General features: G+C 61.9%; 21 protein-coding genes. 10 read left to right on the top strand and 11 right to left on the bottom strand.

All coding sequences use genetic code 11. The annotated features are described in order from the left end of the window. Positions 1-64 precede the first annotated feature (64 nt). The 3 genes from PQQ86_RS30245 (at position 65) to PQQ86_RS30255 (ending at position 2,368) form a co-directional block, all read left to right on the top strand. The gene (locus tag PQQ86_RS30245; RefSeq protein WP_408275415.1) at positions 65-889 is read left to right on the top strand and encodes a transporter substrate-binding domain-containing protein; all 825 of its coding nucleotides are present in this window, start codon (positions 65-67) and stop codon (positions 887-889) included. A gap of 67 nt (positions 890-956) precedes the next feature. Continuing rightward, a complete protein-coding gene (locus PQQ86_RS30250) occupies positions 957-1,709 on the top strand; it encodes an amino acid ABC transporter permease (protein ID WP_408275418.1) in 753 nt (250 codons plus the stop codon). A 2-nt stretch (positions 1,710-1,711) separates the two neighbouring features. Next, the gene (locus PQQ86_RS30255) at positions 1,712-2,368 is read left to right on the top strand and encodes an amino acid ABC transporter permease (RefSeq protein ID WP_054036418.1); all 657 of its coding nucleotides are present in this window, start codon (positions 1,712-1,714) and stop codon (positions 2,366-2,368) included. 126 nt (positions 2,369-2,494) lie between these two features. Here PQQ86_RS30255 and PQQ86_RS30260 read toward each other — a convergent pair whose 3' ends face one another. From PQQ86_RS30260 to PQQ86_RS30270, 3 genes are read right to left on the bottom strand one after another with little or no spacing between them, the layout of a single operon-like run. Beyond that, positions 2,495-3,775, bottom strand: a complete 1,281-nt coding sequence (locus PQQ86_RS30260) for a c-type cytochrome (protein ID WP_408275421.1) — start codon at positions 3,773-3,775, stop codon at positions 2,495-2,497. 12 nt (positions 3,776-3,787) lie between these two features. After that, positions 3,788-6,022, bottom strand: coding sequence for a xanthine dehydrogenase family protein molybdopterin-binding subunit (locus tag PQQ86_RS30265; protein ID WP_408275424.1), 2,235 nt, complete (start codon positions 6,020-6,022; stop codon positions 3,788-3,790). A gap of 1 nt (position 6,023) precedes the next feature. Further along, positions 6,024-6,479 (bottom strand): (2Fe-2S)-binding protein, encoded by a 456-nt coding sequence (locus PQQ86_RS30270; RefSeq protein WP_093638590.1) that lies wholly within the window; start codon positions 6,477-6,479, stop codon positions 6,024-6,026. Positions 6,480-6,932: 453 nt separating this feature from the next. Between PQQ86_RS30270 and PQQ86_RS30275 the strand changes: the two genes are divergently transcribed. Together PQQ86_RS30275 and PQQ86_RS30280 are read left to right on the top strand one after the other, a co-directional pair. Beyond that, a complete protein-coding gene (locus tag PQQ86_RS30275; RefSeq protein ID WP_408275427.1) occupies positions 6,933-7,331 on the top strand; it encodes a hypothetical protein in 399 nt (132 codons plus the stop codon). 466 nt (positions 7,332-7,797) lie between these two features. Next, on the top strand, positions 7,798-8,616 hold the full coding sequence (locus PQQ86_RS30280; protein WP_408275430.1) for an alpha/beta fold hydrolase: 819 nt from the start codon (positions 7,798-7,800) through the stop codon (positions 8,614-8,616). A gap of 159 nt (positions 8,617-8,775) precedes the next feature. On the opposite strand, the gene PQQ86_RS30285 is transcribed toward PQQ86_RS30280, so the two are convergent. After that, positions 8,776-9,729, bottom strand: a complete 954-nt coding sequence (locus PQQ86_RS30285; RefSeq protein ID WP_408275433.1) for a peptidoglycan DD-metalloendopeptidase family protein — start codon at positions 9,727-9,729, stop codon at positions 8,776-8,778. Between the two features lie 684 nt (positions 9,730-10,413). After that, positions 10,414-10,761 (bottom strand): hypothetical protein, encoded by a 348-nt coding sequence (locus tag PQQ86_RS30290; protein WP_408275435.1) that lies wholly within the window; start codon positions 10,759-10,761, stop codon positions 10,414-10,416. Positions 10,762-10,793: 32 nt separating this feature from the next. On the opposite strand from PQQ86_RS30290, the gene PQQ86_RS30295 reads away from it, so the two are divergent. Continuing rightward, positions 10,794-10,973, top strand: coding sequence for a hypothetical protein (locus PQQ86_RS30295; RefSeq protein ID WP_408275437.1), 180 nt, complete (start codon positions 10,794-10,796; stop codon positions 10,971-10,973). 185 nt (positions 10,974-11,158) lie between these two features. Here the strand turns inward: PQQ86_RS30295 and PQQ86_RS30300 are convergent, their stop codons facing one another. The 4 genes from PQQ86_RS30300 to PQQ86_RS30315 form a co-directional block, all read right to left on the bottom strand. After that, on the bottom strand, positions 11,159-12,421 hold the full coding sequence (locus tag PQQ86_RS30300) for a c-type cytochrome (RefSeq protein ID WP_408275440.1): 1,263 nt from the start codon (positions 12,419-12,421) through the stop codon (positions 11,159-11,161). Beyond that, complete coding sequence (locus tag PQQ86_RS30305; RefSeq protein WP_408275443.1) at positions 12,418-13,167, bottom strand: (2Fe-2S)-binding protein; 750 nt, start codon at positions 13,165-13,167, stop codon at positions 12,418-12,420. The genes PQQ86_RS30300 and PQQ86_RS30305 overlap by 4 nt, the downstream gene beginning before the upstream one ends. Next, the gene (locus PQQ86_RS30310) at positions 13,164-15,992 is read right to left on the bottom strand and encodes a xanthine dehydrogenase family protein molybdopterin-binding subunit (protein ID WP_408275446.1); all 2,829 of its coding nucleotides are present in this window, start codon (positions 15,990-15,992) and stop codon (positions 13,164-13,166) included. Before PQQ86_RS30310 ends, PQQ86_RS30305 begins: the two co-directional genes overlap by 4 nt. Positions 15,993-16,439: 447 nt before the next feature. Beyond that, complete coding sequence (locus PQQ86_RS30315; RefSeq protein WP_408275449.1) at positions 16,440-17,195, bottom strand: DeoR/GlpR family DNA-binding transcription regulator; 756 nt, start codon at positions 17,193-17,195, stop codon at positions 16,440-16,442. Between the two features lie 123 nt (positions 17,196-17,318). On the opposite strand from PQQ86_RS30315, the gene PQQ86_RS30320 reads away from it, so the two are divergent. After that, positions 17,319-17,906, top strand: a complete 588-nt coding sequence (locus tag PQQ86_RS30320) for an NUDIX domain-containing protein (RefSeq protein WP_408275452.1) — start codon at positions 17,319-17,321, stop codon at positions 17,904-17,906. Between the two features lie 317 nt (positions 17,907-18,223). Next, entirely contained in the window at positions 18,224-18,553 is a 330-nt protein-coding gene (locus tag PQQ86_RS30325; protein WP_408275454.1) for a hypothetical protein, read from the top strand. 84 nt (positions 18,554-18,637) lie between these two features. Here the strand turns inward: PQQ86_RS30325 and PQQ86_RS30330 are convergent, their stop codons facing one another. Continuing rightward, a complete protein-coding gene (locus PQQ86_RS30330) occupies positions 18,638-19,810 on the bottom strand; it encodes a porin (RefSeq protein ID WP_408275456.1) in 1,173 nt (390 codons plus the stop codon). Between the two features lie 549 nt (positions 19,811-20,359). On the opposite strand from PQQ86_RS30330, the gene PQQ86_RS30335 reads away from it, so the two are divergent. Beyond that, positions 20,360-21,469: an OpgC domain-containing protein gene (locus tag PQQ86_RS30335; protein WP_408275459.1), complete on the top strand. Its 1,110-nt coding sequence runs from the start codon at positions 20,360-20,362 to the stop codon at positions 21,467-21,469. A gap of 173 nt (positions 21,470-21,642) precedes the next feature. Beyond that, a complete protein-coding gene (locus PQQ86_RS30340; protein ID WP_408275461.1) occupies positions 21,643-22,503 on the top strand; it encodes an alpha/beta hydrolase in 861 nt (286 codons plus the stop codon). Positions 22,504-22,560: 57 nt separating this feature from the next. On the opposite strand, the gene PQQ86_RS30345 is transcribed toward PQQ86_RS30340, so the two are convergent. Beyond that, entirely contained in the window at positions 22,561-23,643 is a 1,083-nt protein-coding gene (locus PQQ86_RS30345; RefSeq protein ID WP_408275463.1) for an AI-2E family transporter, read from the bottom strand. Positions 23,644-23,725 lie beyond the last annotated feature (82 nt).

The raw sequence follows: 23,725 nt of genomic DNA on the forward strand, positions 1-23,725 counted from the left end.
AACGCGTCGCTGAAGCGTTCACTGAAATCCATTCCAATACCGAGTTTTCGACAGAGGAAAGACCATGAATCAGCCCCAAGTTGCCCAATCGAACGCGCGCCGCGTCTTCGCCACCCTCGCCGCGACGCTCGCCTTCACCGGCCTCGGCGCACTGTGCGCCTTTTCGTCGGCTGCGCATGCCGACGCGCTCGACAACATCGCCAAGTCCGGCACGGTACGCATCGGCGTATTCGAGGACTACCCGCCGTTCGGCTCGATCGGCGCAGACATGAAGCCGATGGGCTACGACATCGACGTCGCGAATCTGATCGGCAAGTCGCTCAACGCAAAGGTCGAACTCGTGCAGGTGACCGGCGACAACCGCATGGCCTACCTCGCTGACCACAAGACTGACATGCTGCTTTCAGTCGGTCAGACGCCGGAACGCGAAAAGGTGATCGACTTCTCGCAGCCCTACGCGCCCTACTACCTCGCCGTCTTCGGCCCGAAGACGCTGCCCGTGAAGAACGCCGCCGACCTCGCCGGCAAGTCGATCTCAGTTGCGCGCGGCACGCTGGAAGACCTGAGCGTGACCAAAATCGCGCCCCCCAGTGCGAACATCAAAAGATTCGACGATCCTAACGGCGCAATTTCGGCGTTTCTTTCTGGTCAGGTACAGTTGATGGTAGTCGGCAACGACGTCGGCGCAACCATTCTCGCGCGTCATCCGGCGAACGATCCCGAGCAGAAGTTCTCGCTATTCAGCTCGCCGGATCACGTCGGTTTGAACAAGAACGAGCCGCGTTTGAAGCAGAAAGTCGACGAAACGATTGCCAAGGCCCGCAAGGACGGCACCATGAACGCGATTTCGCAGAAATGGCTGCGTGCGCCGCTGCCGGCCGACCTCTGAACCGTTTTTGCGCGGACCGGCCAGGCCGGCCCGCGCCGGAGTTTGACCTCACGATGAGCGCCACGCCATGACTTATGCGTTCGATTTCAGCGGTTTCGGCCTCTATGCGGGGCTGCTCGCGCGCGGCGTCGCCGTCACGCTGGGGCTGACCGCCGTATCCACCGTGCTCGGCGGTCTCGTCGGCATTGGCGGCGCGAGCATTGCGGTGGCCGGCCCGAAGTGGGCGCGCTGGGTGGTCGCGACTTACGTCGAATTGATCCGCAACACGCCCTTCATCGTGCAGTTGTTCTTCATCTTCTTCGGCTTGCCGAGCCTCGGCATTCATATCGACGAGGTGCAGGCCGCGATTCTGGCGATGACCGTCAATCTCGGCGCGTACGCGATCGAAATCGTGCGCGCCGGTATCGACTCGATCCCGCGCGGTCAGGTGCAGGCCGCGCAAGCGCTCGGCCTGCATGGACGGCAAGTATTTCGCTACGTCGTGCTGCCGCAGGCGGTCGCCAACGTGTTTCCCGCGCTGCTGAGCCAGGTGCTGATTGTGATGCTTGGTTCGGCGGTGGTCTCGCAGATTTCGGTGCCCGATCTGACTTATGCGGCCAACTTCATCCAGTCACGCAATTTCCGCTCGTTCGAGAGCTACGTGATCATCACCGCGACGTATCTGGTGTTGTCGATCGTACTGCGGCAACTCATGAACCGGCTCGGCCGCGGCCTCTTCGCGGGCCGTGTGGCTCGCGGCGGCAGCAACGGCAGCGCGCCGCGTAACTGGCGCACCCGCCTGATGTGGCGCGGCGCCCGCACTTTGCCGACGGAGCGTTGATCATGGTCGAATTCACGCTGTGGGACATCGCCCGCAATCTGTTGCTCGCCGCCCGCTGGACGGTGTTGTTGTCGTTGATCGCGTTTGTCGGCGGCGGCATTGTCGGGCTGATCCTGCTCGCCATGCGCGTGTCACCGTTGCCGTGGCTGCGGCGGATCGTGGTGGTGTATGTGGAAGTGTTTCAGGGCACGCCCTTGCTGATGCAGCTGTTTCTGGCCTTCTTCGGCCTGCCGTTGCTGGGTGTCGATGTGTCGCCCTGGGTTGCGGCAGCCGTCACGCTGACGCTTTATACCAGCGCGTACCTGGTCGATATCTGGCGTGGTTGCGTGGAAGCCGTGCCGCGTGGTCAATGGGCTGCGGGCGCGAGTCTGGGCATGACGTTCAGCCAGCAACTGCGCTACATCATCTGGCCGCAGGCGCTGAAGATCGCTGTGGCGCCGACGGTCGGCTTCCTCGTGCAGGTGGTGAAGAGCACGGCGCTCGCGTCGATCATCGGCTTCACGGAATTGACCAAGACCGGCACGATGATCACCAACGCCGCATTCCGCCCGTTCCCGATCTACGGCATGGTCGCGATGATTTACTTCGCGATGTGTTTCCCGTTGACGTGGTACGCGCGCGTGCTGGAGAAGCGGCAGAAGGTGGGGCAGCACCGGTGACTTGCCGTTGGCTGTTCTTTGCTTCACTGAACGCCTCCCCAAACGCTTAGTGGCCCTCACACGCATGCATAAAAAAACGGCAACCGTTTCACCCGGTTGCCGTTTTTTATTGCCATAGCGATTTGACTACTTCGCCGCCTGCGTCGACTTCCGCAACTTCGCTACGTCACCCGCCGTGACTGCCGACCCGCCGTTATTCCACCCGGCACGCACGAAGGTCAGCACATCCGCGATCTGCTGGTCGTTGAGCACCGGTGCGTACTTCGGCATCGGGTACGGTGCGGGAATGCCGCCGATCACCAGATCCTCCGTACCGTTCAACGTCACATTGATCAGCGAGGACGGATCCTTCTCCAGCACGTTCGGATTACCGGCCAACGGCGCAAGCATTGGCGCAAAGCCGCGTCCGTCGACACCATGGCAGTGCATGCAATACGCCGTATAAACACGCGCGCCGGCATCGTTCGCGGGACGGTTCAGCGACACCTTCGTCGCTTGTGGATCGTACGTATAAGGCGGCGTACCACTGCCGCCCGCAGGCGGTAGCGACTTCAGGTACGTGGACATCGCGGCGATGTCGGTATCGTTCATGCCCTGCGTGCTGTTGTTGATCACGCTGGTCATCGAGCCGAATGCCGATGCGTGGCGATTGGCGCCGGTCTTCAGGAACGCCTGCAGATCCTGATCGTTCCAGCGACCCAGGCCGACGTTGTGCTCGCCGGTCAGGTTCGCCGCGAACCAGCCGTCGAGCACGCCGCCCGTGAGGAACGCGTTGCCGCTTTCATCCAGCGCCTTCTCCTGGAACGCGATGCCGCGCGGCGTATGGCACGAACCGCAATGCCCCAGGCCCTGGATCAGATACGCGCCCCGATTCCACGCGACATCCTTGCCCGGCTTGTCCTGATAGGCGCCCTTCTCCAGGAACACCATGTTCCAGAACTTCAACGGCCAGCGCATGTTCAGAGGCCATTTGATATCCGGCTCACGGTTCGCCTGCAGCACCGGCGCCACGCCGCTCATGAAGTACGCGTACAGCGCTTTCATGTCGTCGTCGTTGACCTTCGCATACGACGGATACGGCATTGCCGGATACAGGTTGTGACCGTCTTTCGCGACGCCTTCGCGCATCGCTTTCGCAAAGTCCTCTTCCGTGTAGTTTCCGATGCCGGTTTGCTGATCCGGCGTGATGTTGGTGGTGTAAATCTGGCCCATCGGCGTAGTCATCGGCAGGCCGCCCGCGAACGGTTTGCCTTTCGGCGCCGTATGGCAAGCGACACAATCGCCGACCTTCGCCAGATAGGCGCCGCGTTGCACCAGCGCCTGATCCGCGGCTTGCGCCGGAGTTTGCGTGAGGAACGGCAACGCCACACACAGCGCTGCACCGAAACCCTTCAGTGTGTTTTTCATGTTGGGCTCCAGTCAGGCGGTTTGAAGTTGACTGCCGACCGGCAATTGCCGCAGCCGCTTACCGGTGGCCGCAAAAATCGCGTTCGTCAGAGCCGGCGCGAGCGCCGCTGTGCCAGGCTCGCCGATGCCGCCAGGCGCCTCGCTGCTCTTCACGATATGCACCTCGATCGGCGGTGTTTGATCGATGCGCAGCATCCGGTAGTCGGTGAAGTTGTTCTGCTCGACGCGACCGTCCTTGATCGTGATCTCGCTATAGAGCGCCGCCGTGATGCCGAAGATGATGCCGCCCTGTACCTGTGCTTCGATCGTGTTCGGGTTCACCACCATCCCGCAATCGACCGCACACACGACCCGCTTGACGGCCACCTCGCCCTGATCGACCGCAACGTCGACGACGATCGCGAAGAAGCTGCCGAACGCATGCATCACCGAGACACCGCGCCCTTGGCCCTTCGGCACCGCACTGCCCCAATTCGCCGCCTGCGTGGCGGTATTGAGCACGTTCAGCGCGCGCGGCGTTTTGCCCAGCAGATCCTGGCGATATTTCACCGGATCGATTTTCGCCTGCGCGGCAAGTTCGTCGACGAAACTCTCGACCACGAAGGTACCGCGCGTCGGCCCCACGCCGCGCCAGAATGCGGTGGGAACAGCATGCGGTTCCTGGCGCACATAGTCGATCAGCTGGTTCGGCAGGTCATACGGCAGGTCGGCAGCCACTTCCACGGCATCCGGGTCGAGCCCATGCTGGAAGGCGGGCGGGGCAAAGCGCGCCATGACAGACGAGCCGACAATCCGGTGCTGCCACGCGATCGGCTTGCCGTTCGCGTCGAGGCCCGCCGAGATCTTGTCGTAGTAGTACGGCCGGTACATGTCGTGCTGGATGTCTTCTTCACGCGTCCACAGCACCTTCACCGGCGTCGGGACCTGCTTGCCGATCTTGACCGCCTGCGTGACCATGTCGAACTCGAGCCGCCGGCCGAAGCCGCCGCCAATCAGATGGTTGTGCACGACGATCTTGTCAGCGGGCAAGCCGGTGACGGCAACCGCGGCATCCACCACCCGCGTCGGCACTTGCGAGCCGAGCCAGACATCGCAGCCGTCGGGCCGCACATGCACCGTGCAGTTGATCGGTTCCATCGTGGCGTGCGCGAGGAACGGCTGCTGATACACGGCGTCGATGCGTGTCTTCGCGTTTGAAAACGCGTTGTTCACGTCGCCGTCTTTACGCGCCACCGCGCCATTGCGCTGCGACGCATTGGCGAGATCGTCGACGATCTGCTTCATCCCGATCTGCGCGCCCGCGCCTTCGTTCCATTTGATATCCAGCGCCTGCAAACCGCGTTTGGCGGCCCACGTGTGATCGCCGATCACGGCGACCGCGTTATCGAGCTTGACGACCCGGCGCACGCCGGGAATCTTCTTCGCGTTGGTATCGTCGACGCTCGCGAGCGTGCCACCGAACACCGGGCAATTCGCGATGGCCGCGTAGACCATGTCGGGCACGCGCACGTCCAGCCCGAACATCGCCGTGCCGTCGACCTTCTCGGGCGAATCAAGCCGTTTGGCCGGCGTGCCGATCAGCTTGAAATCCTTCGGGTCTTTCAACTTGACGTTCTGCGGCGCGGGCAATTTGGCGGCGGCGCTTACCAACTGACCGTAGCCGATGCTGCGATTGCTCGCCGCATGCATCACCTGTCCGGCCTGCGCATGACAGCTTGCCGGATCGACTTGCCATTGCTGCGCGGCGGCGCTGATCAGTACCGTGCGCGCGGTTGCGCCGGCACGGCGCATCGGCTCCCATGCATAACGAATCGACGTCGAACCGCCGGTGAGCTGGCCGCCGAGCAGCGGATCCATGAAGAGCTTTTCGTTCGGCGGTGCATGGTCGAGCGTGACCGAATCGAGCGGTACTTCGAGTTCTTCGGCGATCAGCATCGGGATCGACGTATAGACGCCTTGCCCCATTTCGACCTTCGGAATCACCAGCGTGACCTTGCCCGCGGTGTCGATCTGAATGAAGGCGTTCGGCGCGAAGACGCCGCTTTGTGGCGCTTCATCCCCATCGCCGCCGATCACCGATTTGCCGGCCTTCTGGTCCTGACTGGCAGCCGGCATGCTGAAGCCGAGCAGCAAGCCGCCGCCGGTTGCCGCGCCTACCGTGACGCCGAATTTGAGGAAGGTGCGGCGCGAGATGCCACCCTTCGACGGCTGCGCGCCGTTTTGTGAATCGAGCAATCCCTGGGACATGTCAGGCTCCCTTCGCGGCTTGCTTGATCGCCGCGCGGATGCGGTTGTACGTCCCACAGCGGCAGATGTTGCCGGCCATGGCGGCGTCGATATCCGCATCGCTTGGATTGGGGTTGCTCGCGATCAGTGAAGCCGCCGACATCACCTGCCCGGACTGACAGTAGCCGCATTGCACGACGTCCAGCTGACGCCACGCCTGCTGCACCTTCTGCCCGGCCGGCGTGCTGCCGACCGCTTCGATGGTGGTGATTTTCTTATCGCCGACAGCCGCCGCCGGCAGCACGCACGAGCGCACCGCGACGCCATCGAGATGCACGGTGCACGCGCCGCATTGAGCGATACCACAACCGAACTTGGTGCCGGTCAAACCGACGAGGTCGCGCAAGACCCACAAGAGGGGCATGTCGGGGGGTGCGTCGACGGTATGAGTCTGGCCGTTGATGTTGAACGTTGTCATGGGCGGCTCCGGGTGGGGTTTATTGTTTATCAGTCTGTTTAGACAGAGACGTCGAACCAAAACGCAAAGACTTGCCGTGTTTATTCGACACGCCGTGCTAATACGTCATGCGGCTACAGTTCAATTGCAGATCAATGAGTACAGTAAATGATGCGCAGCGCGAGTGCACTGGAAGGGACCTGGAAATTGTAGTCGTGGATAAAGAAATTCGCCGACAACGTGACATGTCCGCACGCGCATCCACATGGCGAAAGGGACTTCGCGGCGGCGCTTGCCGGAAGTGAAACGAGATTCAAATCAATGCGTTACCATTGCGGCATTGGTTTGATCTGATGCGCTTCGCGTGCGCGCATCAATCTTATTGATGGATCTGCGAGCGATTTTGTTAGCATGGATCTGGCTTGATCCGATCGCCCGGTCTGAACCGGCATGACTATCCGAAGGAGCGGCAAGATGAACGACCAGCAATGCATTCAATTCCTCTCGGAGATTCGCAAACCGCTACTGGCGCTGCATAAGTCGATTCTCGATCACGAGCGCGCGGCGTACGAAAAGGAATTCGGCCCTGTGACCCCGGCGGCCTTCCTGCAGGTGCTCATTAACGGTTCGGCGTTCCGCTGGCTCACGCCGCTCTCCACGGTGATCGCCAACGTCGACGAGATTCTCGACGACAAGGAAGCAGACGCCGCCGATCGGCTCGCCGCAGCCGAAGCCGTCTCCGGCCTCTTTTCTCCCGACCAGCCCAACAACGCATTCCTGCCGCGCTACTTGCCGCTCCTGCAAGTCGACCCGGCGATCCTGCATCACCACGGCCAGGTTTCGCAATTGCTGCGCGGCGCTGAAACGAAGTAGCCGACGGCGCGTTACTTTGCCTCGGTTTCGTCGGCGTTAGCCGGAGGTTGTCGCTGTGGTAGTGCGTGGCAGCGCGGCGTCCCGTATTGATTGCGCCTTCGGCTCCCGAATTCGCTCACCATTGCCACACGCACATTCTGGTCGAGGACACGTCGTTTCGTTGAATACCGAATCGACGTGTCCTCGACGATTACCAGGTTTCCCGAATCCAGCCAACACAAAAACACCTTGTTTCAAGGTGATTTATGCTCGTTTCGTAACAGTACGCTATATCCGCGCCACTCACCGTTCAATCCGGCGACGCCGTGAGTCACAGTCTTTTGAATTTGCCTGGCTTTGCTGAATAAAACAAAGGTGAGCTTTTGCGGGAGGCTTTCCGAGCGCGCTACGACACTACGATAAGCCGGTCAGCGCGCTTTGGCGCGCCCTGCTAATGTAAGCAGACTTTCTCGCGACGCTCATCACCATGCAAAACTGGCCGCTTCCCGAAAGCTATACGTTCCGTGATCAAACCGTACGTTTTCGCGTGACCGGCAACGGCCCGCCGCTGGTGCTGGTTCATGGCACACCGTTTTCTTCGTATGTGTGGCATCGCATCGCTGCGCATCTCGCGCCAGTGCGCACCGTGTATTACTACGATCTGCTTGGCTACGGCCAATCCGAGCAACGCGACGCTCAGGACGTCTCGCTCGGCGTGCAGAACGTGCTGCTGGCGGAGTTGCTCGCGCATTGGCAACTGACGAATCCGGACATCATCGCGCACGATTTCGGCGGCGCCACTTCCTTGCGCGCGCATCTCATTGACGGGTGCGACTATCGCAGCCTGACGCTGATCGATCCGGTCGCCGTCGCACCATGGGGTTCGCCGTTCGTGCAGCACGTGCGCGAACACGGCGCGGCCTTCGCCGGGCTGCCGCCGTATATCCACGAAGCGGTGGTGAAGGCCTACGTGCGCGGCGCGATTGCTCGCGACATTCCGGACGAGGAACTCGCGCCTTATATGACGCCGTGGCTCGGCGCAATGGGACAAGCCGCGTTCTACCGCCAGATCGCCCAGATGGATCAGCGCTACACCGACGCGGTCGAAACACGTTATTCGCAGATGCGTTGCCCGACGCAAATCCTGTGGGGCGAAGACGACCAGTGGATTCCGCTCGAACGCGGCCGGCAACTGGCGGCGGTCATACCCGAGGCGCGCTTTCAGGCAGTGCCCAAGGCCGGTCATCTGGTGCAGGAAGACGCGCCCGAAGCGATCGTCGCAGCGGCGCTGCGCTGGTTCGATTGAAGGAAGGCGCGTTACCGTTAGCCGGTCTGATCTGCCTGGGAGTGGACTCGGAGGCCCCGGATGCGAGGATGTGACGAAGCAGCTATCCCCGCAAATGAATGACCGGGATCGCTGCTTGTTTGGTATGGCGAAAAATCGCCGGCTAATGTCTAGCCGCGTCTAGCCGCGGCCTTGCGGCAAATACGGCATCGGATCAATCGGCTTGCCGTCACGGCGCAACTCGAAACCGACCGAGACGCGCGAGTTGTTCTCATCGCCCATCTCGGCAATCTGCTGGCCTTGCCGCACGATGTCGCCGATTTTGACCAGTAGCTTGCGGTTATGCGAGTACGCGGTCAAAAAGTCCTTGTTGTGCTGGACGATGATCAGACTGCCGTAGCTGTTCAAACCGGTGCCGGCATACATCACCTTACCGTCGGCCGCAGCCCGCACCGGATCGCCGGCCTTGCCGCCGATTTCGATGCCGCGTGTTTCGCCCGGCTGGAATGCTTCGACTACACGGCCGCCTGCAGGCCATACCAGCGACACGCCGTTCGCATGCCGGGAAGTCTGCTGCGCGACTTCGCGCGCCTCGGCTGCACTGGGCGCGGGTGATGGCGTGGCGGACTGCGTCGTTGCCTGCGATGTGGTTCCCGCCGGCGCCTGCTGCGCGGCAAGCGGAACGGCTGGCGCGGACGCCGCCGCAGCCTTCGCAGCGGCAGTTGCCGCGTTGGCGGCCCGCACCGTTTCCGGCGAAGCGACGTGCAGTACCTGCCCGAGCTTCAATCGCGAGGACGGCTTGAGCCCGTTCCACGCCTGTAACTGCCTGACACTGCAATGATGATGCTGCGCGATGCGCGCCAACGTGTCGCCACGCTTGACGCGATACACCAACGGCGGCGACTTTTTAAGCGGCGTACCGTCGTCGGCGGCCAACTGGACCGGCGAACTTGCGAGCGCACCGGAAGCCGGCGCTGCAGCCGCTGCCGGCACACCGGAGGCAGCCGACGCGCCCGATGCCGCGCCAGTTTGCGCGTCCGGCTGTCCCACATTCGCACAACCGCTGACCGCCAGCGCGACCCACACGCCAGCCAGACTGGCCATCATTGTTCTGTCGAAACGCTTTCCCAACATGTTCGACTCCTGCTTTTTATTGGCGAGCCGGATGCTGCCCTGTCGCGTGCAATGCGCGCATTCTGACTGACGAAGCGCTGCTTTCCGCCGCGACACAGCGAGGCCGCCTCGTGCGGCGCCCACCCGTGCCCTGCCGTCCAACCCAATCCCTTTCGCCTTACTGGATGCCCAGATGCTGAATGCCCGGACGCCGGGTCTTCGGATGCCCGGATGCCCGAAAACAGCCGATCTTCCGCGAAAAGGGCCAGATTGCCGATTAAAATTCACGCGGAATTGTAAAGTGCGTTTTGCAAAAAACGTCCCGGTCCACACAAACAGATACAAACCTTACTTACGGTGTTGCAGACACGGTTGCATCCGCAACCAGTCCGGCGCCGCACGTCGCGGAGCCTCCGCTGCTCCGTGCTGTTCCGTGCTGGTCCGACTACCGCCGCCCTGACGGCACCAGCCGGCACATCAGGTCCGTCTGCGCCTCACACGCGGCGTCGGCCTCGCGGTCTCTACGCGCATGATCGCGAAGACCGTAAACGGCCGCGCCGCCCGACGACCGGACGATAACGTTTGCTTATCGGCACAACGCGGCGAAAACTTGAATGGCCGGTACGCGAGACGAGGAACGGGGATGGGAAATGCGCAGGCGAGCGGACGGGCGGGCGTGCGCCCGCCCGGCTCGCAGCGACTGGCCTAGCTGTAGGTATGCCCTTGATACAGCACGTAGCCGACCGGATGATGCGTGAAGTGCAGCACCGGCAGAACAGGGTTGTTGTTATCGGCGGTTGGATAGGCGCTGGCTTCGGCGATGTATTCGCCTTGCGCCTCGATTGGCTGCCCGACCTGCAGACCGGGGATCTCCTGCGCGAGCCCTTCGCTGTCGCCGTAGCGCACAGCAACGAATACTTCGGTACCCACCAGGTTCTGCGTGCCGCCGTCGAACTTCACGACCTTGTCGATTTTGATGACGAATTGCTGATGTTCGGCGGCGTGGTGAAATTCCGGGCTGAGGAACACCTTGCTGATCGTACCTGTACGCAAGCCAGCGGCGCACCCACCGAATGAGGGTCACTATGATGAGGAAGAATCTGCGTTGCGAGATTGCTCATGAAGTCTCCATGAAGGACATCGGATCGGTCTACGGCGAAACGTACGGCGCGCCGCCGGGCGGCAGCGGCGCGATACCGTTTGAGCAAACCTTGGCGCGTGAGTTCATTGCACGCCATTCGCGGGAGACACGAGGATCGGCGTGAAAAGACGTCAATCATTGGCTTGGTGGCTTGGTGGCTTGGTGGCTTGGTGGCTTGGTGGCTTGGTGGCTTGGTGGCTTGGTGGCTTGGTGGCGAGCATATAAAAAAAGCCGGTGCCCTTATCGGCACCGGCTCTTTCTTACATAACGATTAGCGCTTCATTTCCAGCGCCCAACGCATGGCATGCTTCAACGCAACGCCTTCACCGCATCGGCCGTCACGTCGGCGGGTTGGCCGCCATACGTCGCGCGCAGATAATTCGCGAGCTGCGCGAGTTCCGTGTCGCTGAGTTGCGTGGCGAAGCCCGGCATCTCCTGCATCCGCTCGAGGCCCGGGAAATCCTGCGCGCCGATGCCATCAAGCATCGCCACGATCAGATTGTGCGCATCGCTTTGGCGCACTGTCGAGTTGCCATGCATCGGCACAGCGACGTGCGGCTTACCCTCGCCGCTCAGCCCGTGACAGCCGGCACACACCGCGAGATACACATTGCGCCCGGCCTCGAGTTGCGCGGCATCGGCGGAGACCGATTGCAACGGTTGCGGCGCCGGCGGCTGGTCACCAAGCAGATAGCTCGACATCGCGCGCAGATCATCATGCGTCATGTACTGACTGCTCAGATGCACGACCGGATACATCTCGCCGAAAGCCGAACCTTGCGGCGCGACGCCCGTGGCGAAGAACGACTGCAGATCCGCTGCGGTCCAGCCACGCGCTGCCAAACCATGCGGCGTGATGTCCAGTGCGGCGATTCTGCCGAGCGCCGCGCCCGTCAGCGGCCTGGCGCCGTCGAGCTGGCCGAACTTGCCGCGCGGTGTATGGCATTCGGCGCAATGGCCAAGTGCGCTCGCCAGATAGCGCCCGCGATTCCAGTCGGCCGACTGGCCTTTCGATGCATCGGGCAACGTGTCCGTCAGGAACACCCAGTTCCAGAAGCGCACGCCAAAGCGCATGTTGAACGGGAACGACAACTCGGGCTCATGGTTCGCCACGGCCGCCGGCTTCTGCGCCATCAGGTACGCGTAGATCGCATCGCTATCCGCGCGCGACAGTTGACGGTAAGACGTGTACGGCATGGCCGGATACAACTGCTTCGTCGGCGTGACGCCATCGTGCAGCGCCTTGTAGAGATCGTCCGCGCTCCATTTGCCGACACCGTGGTCCTTGTCCGGCGTGATGTTGGTGCCGTAGAAGGTGCCGAACGGCGAGGACAGCTTCACGCCACCGGCGAACGGCGCGCCATCCGACGTGGTGTGGCAGGCGGCGCAATCGGCGGCTTTCACGAGGTAACGGCCGCGAGCGAGCGGATCGGCCGCGGTGGATTGCGGGCCCATTGCGGCGGCTGCCTGCATCGCAGCAGCAGAGTCATCGTGTTTACCGCAGGCACTTAGCAAAGCGGCCGTGCCGAGCAACAGCAACGCGCGACGCACATTCATCGAGGGAGTCATCATGCCGCGTCCTTTACGAGGCCTGGCGTGGTCATCACGACCTCCTTCACGGCTTCGTAGTAGCGCACGTAGCCCGTGCAACGGCAGATATGGTCGTTCAGCGCCTCGGTGATGGTTTGCTCGACCTTGTCTTTGGCAATCGGCTGACGCTTCAGACGTTCGATCAGCACGGTCGCCGCATTGACGAAACCGGGAGTACAGTAGCCACACTGAAAACTGAAGTGCTCGAGAAACTTCTGCTGGATCGGTGACAGTTCGACCACCTCTCCTGCTTCGTTGCGCTTAGCGTGGCCTTCGATCGTGCGGATGGTTTTGCCGTGGAAAAAATTCGCGCCCGTGATGCAGGTGCGCACTTCTTCGCTGGTGCCGTCCGGCTTGTCGACGATCACGACGCACGCGTGGCAGATGCCCTGGCCACAGCCGAGGCGCGAGCCGGTCAGGTGCAGATACTCGTGCAGGAAGTCGATCATCATCAGACCGGCAGGCACCTCGGTCGGGCCGACGATCTCGCCGTTCACCTTGACCGACACCGGCAGCGTACGGAAATGCGTCAACGGACGCTCCACCACGGTTGCGGCTGGCGCGCCGGCGGAGACACTCGATGCACCAGAAGCACCAGAAGCAGTGTGCGCGGCAGCAGCACCCGCGGGACTGGAGGCCGCAGTAGCTGCGGCGGAAGCGCCAGAAACAGAGCTCGAGGCAACAACGGCGCTCGCAGCATTAGCGGAAGTTTGAGTGGGGGCCGTCATGCGAGCACCTCCTGAATACGTTGCGGGGTGACCGGCAAATCGGTAAAGCGATGGCCGATCGCGTGCGCGATACCGTTCACGATGGCGCCGACCACCGGAATCATCACCACTTCGGCGATGCCCTTCGGCGGATCGGTCTCGGTAAGCGGCGGCAGCACTTCGCCGGTCTGGGTCCAGACGGCGACATCCGTCGCGCGCGGCAAGTGGTAGCGATTGAAGTTCCACGTGCCGTTGCCTGGACCGTCTTCATAGAGCGGCAAATACTCGTGCAGCGCATGGCCGATACCCATCGCAAGGCCGCCTTGCAGTTGGCCCGACACGAGTTGAGGCGAGAGCTGATTGCCGCATTCCATGATCGAGTGATGGGCGAGCAGGTCCACCTTGCCGCTCGCTTCATGCACCGACAACTCGACCAGTGTGCCGACGGCGCTGTAGTACGTCACGGCTGCGTTGTTACGCTGAACCGGCGGAATGAACACGCGCAGACGATCGAGCACGCGGTAATGGTTCGGCGTGGTTTGCAGTTTCTTTTTATCGGCCGAAGCGTTGTCGCCATATCGAAGCGCAAGCCCGTCGAGCGGCAGACGCTCGACATTGCCGTCGATCTCGAAGTCCGACTCGGTCCATTGCCAGCGATTGAACACGTGCACCGTTGCGCCCGTGACCAGACCTAACTCGTGAGCCTTCTTCGCGAGCTGTTCGAACGGCAACGCCTCAAGCCCCGCCGCCGACAGCTTGCCGTCGACCCAACGCGCGTCCTCGATGCGCACCACCAGCGGTGCGGCCTGACCACCGCCGCCGCCCTGGCTCCAGATCGACATCGCCGCCGGCCACAAGCCGTGCGCGAAAACGACGCGTGCCGCTTCGCGCGTGCTGTGCGTGAAATAGAACGCCGAATTCGTCGCACTCGACGGCGACGCATAGCCCGGCGACCAGCGCGGATTCGCGGCCAGCTTGTCCTGGTCCGCTTGCGACATCATGTACGGATCGCCGCTCGTGACGACCGGCAGATCGGACCAATCGGTGATCGCGACGTGCACGTCGGTGGCCGGCTTGCCGAGCCACTTCGCGACCGCGATCGCCTGCGAGGTCGACATGCCGGTCCCGATTTCAGCCGCCGTGTGTTGCAGGCCGATCTTGCCGTCGGCGCTGAACTCGACCTTCGCGAATGAAGTTTCCGCACCCGTGCCGAAGTCCTTCTGCACACACGCAAAACCGACGCCATAGCGCTTGCCCGGATGCGCGGCTTCGAACTCGGCCTTACGTTTCGCGCGATTCACCCACAGCGGATGAACCTTCGCCTTCTGCAACACGTCATCGACACGAATCGCGCCTGCGGGCACCGCGCCCTGGGTGTTCTTCATGCCCGAACGCAGCGCGTTTTTCAGGCGGAAGTCGATCGGATCGAGTTTCAGTTGCGCGGCGATTTCGTCGACCATCATCTCGGTCGCGGCCATGCTTTGCAGCGTGCCGTAGCCACGTGCCGAACCGGCGTCGATCGCGCGCGAGGCGATCGCCACCGCCGAAAGATCGTTCTTCGGAAAGTAATAGATCGATTGCGCGGCCGTCGCGCCGACCATCGCCACCGACGGCGAGAAGTTACAGCGACCGCCCCCGTCCGCTTCCATCGCGGCCTTGAACGATTGCATCAGACCGGTGTTCTTATCGACGGCGATCCGGTAGTTCATCTTGAACGCATGGCGTTTCAACGACGTCTGGAACTGCTCGTAACGATCGTTCGCAAGGCGCACCGGGCGGCCGTCCGCATACATCGCGCAGACGAGGCCGTAGAACGGCACGTTGAAGTGATCCTTCGAACCATAGCCCACCGTGTAGCACGGGTGAATGAACAGGTTCTTCACCGGGAACGCGCACTTCGCGACCATGCCGGCCGCACTGTCGGCAACTTCGGACGGCGCCTGGGTCGGCACGACCATGTGCAGCGATTGTGTCGCCGCGTCGTACCAGCAGTTCGCGTTGTCGGGTTCGAGCGCGGCCGTGTCGATCGACTGCGTGTTGTACTCGCGCTCCATGACGAGCCAGTCCGCCGACGGATGATCCAGCTCCTGCTGGATCTGGCCGGCATGGAACATGCCCTGCTCGTCGAGCTTGCCGTGTTCGACGCCGTCCGGCCACACCGGTTGGTGCTTGCGCATCATGCTCGGGAACACCGGCGCATCTTTCAGACTGGAGAAGATATCGTCGTCATACGGCGTCTTGCCGCCGACGCGCACAAAGCGGAACGTGCCCCACGGATCGCGCTCGAGCGGCCCCGTTGGCGCACCGTAACGGATGATCTGATCCTGAAACTTGAGCTTGTCTTTGGCGAAGCGGAAGCGCGCGAAGTCGTGATAAATCAGGATCGCGACCGCCTGGCCGAGATACGCGGGCGTCTTGCCCGGCGGCAGCAACATATCGTCGCCGTAGAAGGCCGGGAAGATCAGGCCGTCACGCGTCAAATCGTCCGCCGTCACCACGCGGTCGGGCTTCAGTTCGTCGCCGAGCAGCGACAGGTCGAAGCCTTCATAGCTACGGTCGGCTTGCGTCGTGCGCAAGATGAAGGCGTGCGACTGCTGCTGCGGCCAGTGCGGCATGTCGGCGGCGCGGATGTCGCGCGCGAACACTTTCGAGCCAGTCACTTTAGCGATACCGTCGATGCGGAATTTCGCCTGCCCGTTGACGGCGTCCCACTGAACCGGCGTCAGAATTTTGTCTTCGAACAACGCAGCAAATGCGCGGCTGCCCATCGGCGCGATATACACCGACACACCCGCCAACACGCTGGCCTTCAGAAAACTACGACGCGAAAGGTCGAGTTTCCCCATGGACTTCTCCTTTAGTGAACACAGCGGCAACTCGTGAGCAGGACGACCGTGGAAAACCTCAAATCTCGCGCGAGACCACGCGCGTGCTCGCGCGCGGCAAACCTGCGCTGGACGGCTATAACCACGAGGGAGGTGTTCGAACCGCGGGCCCTTGCTCGAGCCCGGGCGTACCGGCGACGTGCCGTAGCCATCACTTCGGCTGCCGCAGTCGATCTGATTTACCTTGAACTACCGTGAGTTGCCTTTTCCCCGCCCTACAGAGGGCCAAGGGCCGGGATTATCTCGCTGTTTAGACACACGGTGCGTCATTTTTTGTCAGCTATCTCGCAAATAACGGATTGGGTATGAATCGCTATAACAGCGGGTTTATTACGCCTTTTGTTATCTGTCGCGAATCGGCGATGGCCGCTATTTTGGCGCGAGCGTACCTGACTAAAACGTACTTAACTAAGCGCGCAGGATCGTGATCCCCAATGCTTCGAACGGCACGGTAAGCACCTCTGGCGTGTTGCGCTCGACGACGATCGTGCTAGCCGCCGACACGTCCGCGATCTTGTACGCCGACGCCGCATTGAGTTTCTCCGCCGACGCCAGCACCACCGTTTCAGCCGCATGTTCCGCAAGCGCGCGTTTCACGTAGGCCTCCTCCATATCGCCGGTGCTCAGGCCCGCTTGCGGATGCACACCGGTGACGCCCATGAAATAGAAGTCGGCGCGAATGTGGCTGAGCGATTCGATGGCCGCCGCGCCAACGTTGACCATTGAATGCCGGAACAGGCGCCCACCTATCATGATGACCTCGAGCTCCGCGTGCTCCGCCAGTTCGACGGCAATGCTCGGGCTGTGGGTGACGATTGTCGCCCGCAAGTCGCGCGGCAAGTGACGCGCCAGTTGCACGGCCGTCGTGCCGCCGTCGATGAACGCAATCTGCCCGCGCGCGATCATGCCCGCCGCCGCCCGGCCGATCGCCGCTTTCGATGCCGACTCGATGCGCTCGCGCCCGGCAAAATCCACCGCCGCCGGCGACGCCGGCAAGGCGCCGCCATGTACGCGCTGAAGCTGCCCCTCGGCGGCGAGTTCGCGCAGATCGCGGCGGATGGTGTCCTCCGAGACGTCGAACTCGACGCTCAAGGTCCTGGCGATCACCTGGCCGTCGCGCTTGAGCGCTTCCAGGATCAACTGTTTTCTTTGCGATGTGAGCAAGGCGGCCGTCCTGAAAGCATTTTGGCAAACTGCACGAAATTTCTTGTTTTTGCATGATATTGCACGATACCATGAATTGCATGCGGTGCAGACCGCGTTTCCGAACAGGACAGGATGCGAGCCATGAACGAAATCGCCGGGCGGGTGCGAATCGTCGACGTGAAAGTGCTATCGGACGACTGGTACCTGCTGAAGAAAACCACCTTCGACTACCAACGCGCGGACGGCAGTTGGCAACGCCAGAGCCGAGAAACCTACGACCGCGGCAACGGCGCGACGCTACTGCTATACGACCTGCGCCGCCGCACGGTGGTGTTGACGCGGCAATTCCGCCTGCCGGCGTTCGTCAACGGTCATCACGGCATGCTGATCGAGGCGCCGGCGGGTCTGCTGGAGGCAGCTTCGCCCGAAGAACGGATTCGCGCTGAAGTCGAAGAGGAAACCGGCTACCGCGTGCATCAAGTGCGCAAAGTATTCGAAGCCTTCATGAGCCCAGGTTCGGTGACGGAAAAGCTGCACTTTTTCGTCGCTGAATATGATGCGGTGGCGAAAGTCGGCGCGGGTGGCGGCATTGCCGACGAGGGCGAAGATATCGAGGTGCTGGAACTGCCAGTACACGACGCGCTGGCGATGGTCGAGCGTGGCGATATCGTCGACGGGAAGACGATCATGCTGTTGCAGTACGCAAAGTTGAATCTGTTCGGCGCGTAAGCATCGACTCGCAGGTCGTTCGGCGATATCGACGGCAGCGCGCATGGGCGCTTGCGCGGAATGTCGCGAGCGCCCTGCTTCCGCTATGGTTGTTCTGTCAGTGGCTTCGCCACGAGCCTGGCATTTCAGACTAATTCCACGCGACTTTGGGAAAAGGATGATATGTCGGAGAACATCAAAAAAATATCCTTACGGGTCCTTTTAAAACGTGCCTCGCAGTCATTGCGAGGCCGGTCTTTAAACGGACAACTCATTCCGTCAATATATTTTTTACTTCGTCAGCTTCATAAAGCCGGCGAATGATTTGAGGTTTTTAAGTGGATTCTCTTAATTCAGCGAACAGATTTATGGGCGGCTTCTTTTTCGGCACCCTGATCGCTGCAGTCGTAATGGTATTGCTGTGCAATGCCGGTGAATTTTCGCCGTTTATCGCGAAACTGCATGCTTTGGAACAGGTCATCCTGACCGCGCTCATTTCAATCGTTATCGTCGATGCAAAACCATTGGCTTATAAGACCGTCTGGCGTGAACGCCGCTGCAGCTTCGTACTCGATGAAGATCTGAGCGCGACTATTCGCGGCAGAACCTTCGGCATTCCTGCCGGCGTGGTTATCGGGATTCTGATTCAGAACTACGTGATGAATTAATCTCCCGTCACACGGGAAGGCAATATCCATCGCATCGGGCTCTGCAGTTATCATTCAGTCCACCACCGGCACGCCCTGCCACCCCTAGAACTTATGCCGTATCGCCGCGCGCACCACGACCTGCTTCGACGTCGATGACGGCGACTGCGTGCCGGGCGTGAAGGCATCGTCCAGAATCGAATAGGTAGCGTCGCCGGTTACCTGCTGATATTCGCCCTGAATGTACACATCGGTGCGCTTGGACAGGTTGTAGTCCGCCATCAAGCCGAACGAATGAATCTTCGGCTTCACGCCGCCGCTCGAGGCATCGTAGGTTTCCATCGTGTAGACGTACTGCGCGCCGACGAACAGCATCGGCGAAATCTGATACTTGCCGTTCACCTCAAAGTTCTGATACTTCAGCGAGTTCAACAACACGCCCGGCGGCACGAGCGGCGTCACGCCGAGATAGCCGTTGCCGGTCGGGTCAAGATAATTCGAGTTGGTGTACACGAAGCCGGCAGTGGCCGGGCCGAAGGTATAAGTGATGCCGCCGCCGAACACGCGCATGCGGGCGGCGATGAAACTGGCGTCGTTCGCGGTGATCGCGCCGTTTGAGCCGTTGCCGGGGTTGTCGGCCTGCAGATAGGCCGCAGCCACCAGCAGTCCGCCATAGGTGTACTGTCCGCCGACACTGTACGCGCGATTGTTGGCGAAGCCGGTGTCGTTGCTGAAGCTGTAGACGCCGCCGAACTGGAAGCCCGAGATCGACGGGCTGGTGTACTTGACGCTGTTGTCGAGGCGGAATGAGTTGTCGGTGTTGTCGTTATCGTACGGGTGCGAGAACAGTGAACCGGCCCAGTTGCCGTTGGCCGTGGTCTGCGCCAGATAGTCGACCACCGAGTCGTACTGGCGGCCGAACGTCAAGGTGCCGTATGGCTCCGAGCTCAGGCCGACGAACGCCTGGCGACCGAACATCCGGCCGCCCTGGTTAAGCCGCCCGGAGCTGACGTCGAAGCCGTTTTCAAGCTGGAAGATCGCCTTCAGGCCGCCGCCCAGTTCCTCGGCGCCCTTCAAACCCCAGCGGCTGCCTTGCGCATAGCCGCTCGCGAGTTCATAGACATGGCCGCGGCCGACATTGTTGGTGTAGTTGATGCCTTCATCGAGCACGCCGTACAGCGTGACACTTGTCTGGGCAAAAGCAGGCAGGGAGAAAATCGCTAACGAAGTGGCGGACAAAGCGGTGGAGACAGCCAGCGCGAACACTTGCTTGTTCATGAAGATCTCCCTGAGCTCGAGCAATGGGACAACTCGATCCGACCGCTTTCTTATTGACGCTTCTCGAGGCGTTTAGCGACCCCGACGCGCTTTGAGGAAATCCTCACACGCCGTTACGTCGCCGTCCATCAGGTGTCGCGCGCATATCTCAAAACGTTGCGAAATCTCCACTGCCTGGGGCGGCCCCTTTTTTCGCAGCGCTTATTCAGGTAAACGGCGCCGCGCCGCCGGGACTTAAGCTGGCTGCCGGATTAGCCGCGCCGGCTTTGCGCGTTTCGAAGCGGTTTTGTCATGGAAGGAAATATAATCGAAAGCTTTTGCGGCGCTGCAGCGGAACTCTGCGCCCTCAAACGGGTCATTTTTACTGGCCTCTGCAGCCGCGCCTCGCATGGCCGGTTCAAGCGGCGACACGGATGGCCGCCCCGCAGGTCGCGCATCCACCGGTCCGCCGCCCGCCGCAACACCTGATCCAATTTCAAAAAGCTTTGTGAGACGCCTGCCGCGCTGGACTAGCGCGCCGTCGCACGGGGCTGCTTTTGGCACCACACAATGCAAAAGTCGCAATCCCGCTTGATCGAGCTCGATTTTTTTCGCGGGCTGGTCCTCCTGATCATCGTCGTCGATCACATCGGCGGCAGCATTCTGTCGCGCGTCACGCTGCATGCCTATGCGCTGTGCGATGCGGCTGAAGTCTTCGTGTTCCTCGGCGGCTTCGCCACCGCGACGGCCTACGCGGCGCTTGCCGAACGGCGTAACGAGGCGACCGCGCGCAGCCGCTTCCTGCGCCGCTCGCTCGAAATCTATCGCGCCTTCCTCATCACCGCAGGCTTGATGTTGCTGGTCAGCGCGGTGCTGACCGCGTTCAGTATCGACGGCCCGAATCTCGCCACCACGGATCTCGACGATCTGATGGACACCCCCGTGGCCGCCCTGCGCGACATTCTGCTGTTCCGCCGTCAGCCATATCTCGCTTCCGTGCTGCCGATGTACGCGTTCTTCGCACTGCTGGTGCCAATGATCCTGCCGCTCGCACGCAGCAAGCCGTGGTTGCTGCTGGCCGGCAGCGTCGCACTGTGGGCAGGTGCACCGGCGATCGACGCGTACCTGCCCGCCGCTCCGGACATGCACTGGGATTTCAACCCGTTTGCCTGGCAATTGCTGTTCGTGCTCGGCGTGCTGGCACGTTGCCAACCGGTTTATCAGCGGATCAGCACGCACCGTCTCGGCTGGCTGGTCAGTGTGCTGGCGTTCGCGGTGGTCGCCGCCGCGGCCTATTACAAGCTCTTTATTGAACGCGAGCCGCTCGATGCCAGCTTCAAGCAAAATCTTTCCTATCTGCGCGCGGTCAATTTTCTGGCGATTGCCTGGCTCGTCGCGAACCTGATCCAGCTCGGCTGGGCAAGGAAGCTCGCTCAATGGATGCCGTGGGTTGGCATGATCGGGCGCAAAGGGCTGCTGTGCTTTATCGCGGGCGCCGTGATTTCGCTAGTCGTCGATTCGGTGCTGTATGCCGCGACTGACGGCTATCTGAACTATCCCCTCGGGCTGGTAGCGGATGCATGTGCGGTGGGCGCGCTATTCGCCGTCGCTAGGGCATCTGAGCCACTCAAGCGCTTCGTGACGCACCTGTGGAGCTTGCGTCTCAGAACGTCGACCTGAGTGAGCGGCGTGCGCATGCACGCGCGAGCTTTTGCTGTGTTGCCGCTTGCCGCTTGCGTGCCTGACGAATTACCGCGGCGTCGCTTACCCCGCTGCCGCTTGTCAATTTTTCACTGCCGATCCTGATAGCATGACGGCCGCGCGCGATCTGCGCGGCGGCCTCTTACTCTGACATGCGTCTATTCCTACATTCCGCACTCCTCGCGCTATGCGCCGCTGTCGGCGCGCCGGCGAGCGCCAGCACCGTCATCAGCCGAAGCTTCCATTCCGAAGCGCTCGGCCGCGACTGGGCGTACACGATCTATCTGCCCACCGGCTATCGTCACGACGCCGCACGCATTCCCGTGCTCTACCTCCTGCATGGCAACAACGGCGACGCCAACGACTGGCTCACGCAGGGCCATCTGCAATCCACCGCCGACGCGCTGATCGAGCACAAGGAGATGCCACCGGTCGCGATCGTGATGCCGCAAGGCGGCACGGACTGGTATGTCGATCGCAAGGAGAAGATGGAAACGGCGTTTTTTGGCGATCTGCTGCCCGAGATCGAAACGCGCTACGCGGTCGCGACGCAGCGTAGCGGGCGGATGATCGGCGGCGTATCAATGGGCGGTTTCGGCGCGTTGCGCTACGCCATGACGCAACCCGAGCACTTTTGCGGTGCGCTCCTGCTAAGCCCCGCGATCTATGCGAACGAGCCGCCGCTCGCTTCGGCGGCGCGCCGCGTCGGCGTGTTCGGCGACCGGCAGTTCGATCCGCATGTCTGGCATGCGCTCAACTATCCCGCGCAATGGGAGCGGTACATGAGCCAGCCGTATCGCCTGCCGATGTTCATCGCCGCCGGCGACGACGACCTGGCGATCCAGGCCGATGCGTCATCGCTTTACACGCACCTTCGGCTGACGGGGAATCCGGCGGCGCTGCGCATCATCGACGGCGGCCACACCTGGGATGTCTGGAGCGCGCTGCTGCCTGCCGCGCTGAAATACACGCTGGGCTGCGTCAAACAGTCGGCGCGCGATCAGGAAAAGTAATCAGGAAAAATAAGCCGGCAAATCAGCAATCGTGATTGCGCCGAACATTGCGTGCAACTATTGCACGAGGTCCGTCCACAGCACCACCAGGACGGTCATGAGCGCGGGCCCGATGAAGAGGCCAAGCAGACCGAACGTCTCCGCCCCGCCGAGAATGCCGAACAGCACGAGCAGGAAAGGCAATCGCGTCGAGTTGCCGATCAGCACCGGCCGCACGAAATGCTCGGCGACGAACACCACAACCGAGCCAAACACCGCAAGCCCGATGGCACCGGCAACCGAGCCTTGCGAGAACAGCCACAGGGCCGCAAGGCCAAACGTGAGCGGCGCGCAGAACGGCAGCATCGCGGCGATCGCCGTGACGAACGCGAGCAGCGCGACGTGCGGCAAGCCCGTCACAAAATAGGCGACGCCCATCAGCACGCCCTCGCCGAGCCCGACCACCACCAGCCCCGACACCGTCCCGCGTACTGCCGCGGCCATGCGCTCGAGCAACTGCGCGCCGTCGTCGCCGAAGCCGCGCCGCGCGCCTTTCAACAACGAGCCGGACAGACGCGGCCCCGCCTGAAAGATCACGAACAGCGTGATCAGCATGAACGCGAATACCATCACGCCGTGCGCGGCGCGCGCGCCGAAGTGGCGGCCGAGTGTCATCACCGTGGTGCTGTGCAGCCCCTTCATTGCCGCCGAGTCGCGCAGTGGCTGAGCGAGATTTGCTTGCCACCAGGATGAAATCTGTTGCACGCCGAGCGGCAGGCGCTCGATGATGGCCGGCATCGGAATACCGTTTTCCTGCGCGGCCTTGAACCACTCATTCAGGTCATGGGCTTCGCGTAGCGCCTGGGCAATGCCGATGCCGACCGGCAGCACCACCAGCAATGCGATCGCAAGGGTTAGCGTCGCGGCGATCAGCGTCGTACGGCCCGTGAACCAGCGGCTGCCCTCCGCCTTTTGCAAAAGCGGCCACAGCGCGATCGCAATGACACCTGCCCAAGCCGCCACCGCAATGAAATCGCGCACGACCCACAGCGCCAGCAACACGAGCGCGATATACAGGACGAGTGAAGCCGCTTTCTGCTTTTTCAGGCAATCAGGCGGTGTCGGCGATTCGGGCGGTGCTACGGGGGGGCGTGAAATCATGTGGGCTCTTGAGATCTTGTGGATATGCGCGCGTGACGACCAGAAAAATGCAAACCCGCTACACTTGCGTCGCACGGTTGCT

This window comes from Paraburkholderia sediminicola (assembly GCF_046026675.1).
Taxonomy (GTDB): domain Bacteria; phylum Pseudomonadota; class Gammaproteobacteria; order Burkholderiales; family Burkholderiaceae; genus Paraburkholderia; species Paraburkholderia sediminicola_F.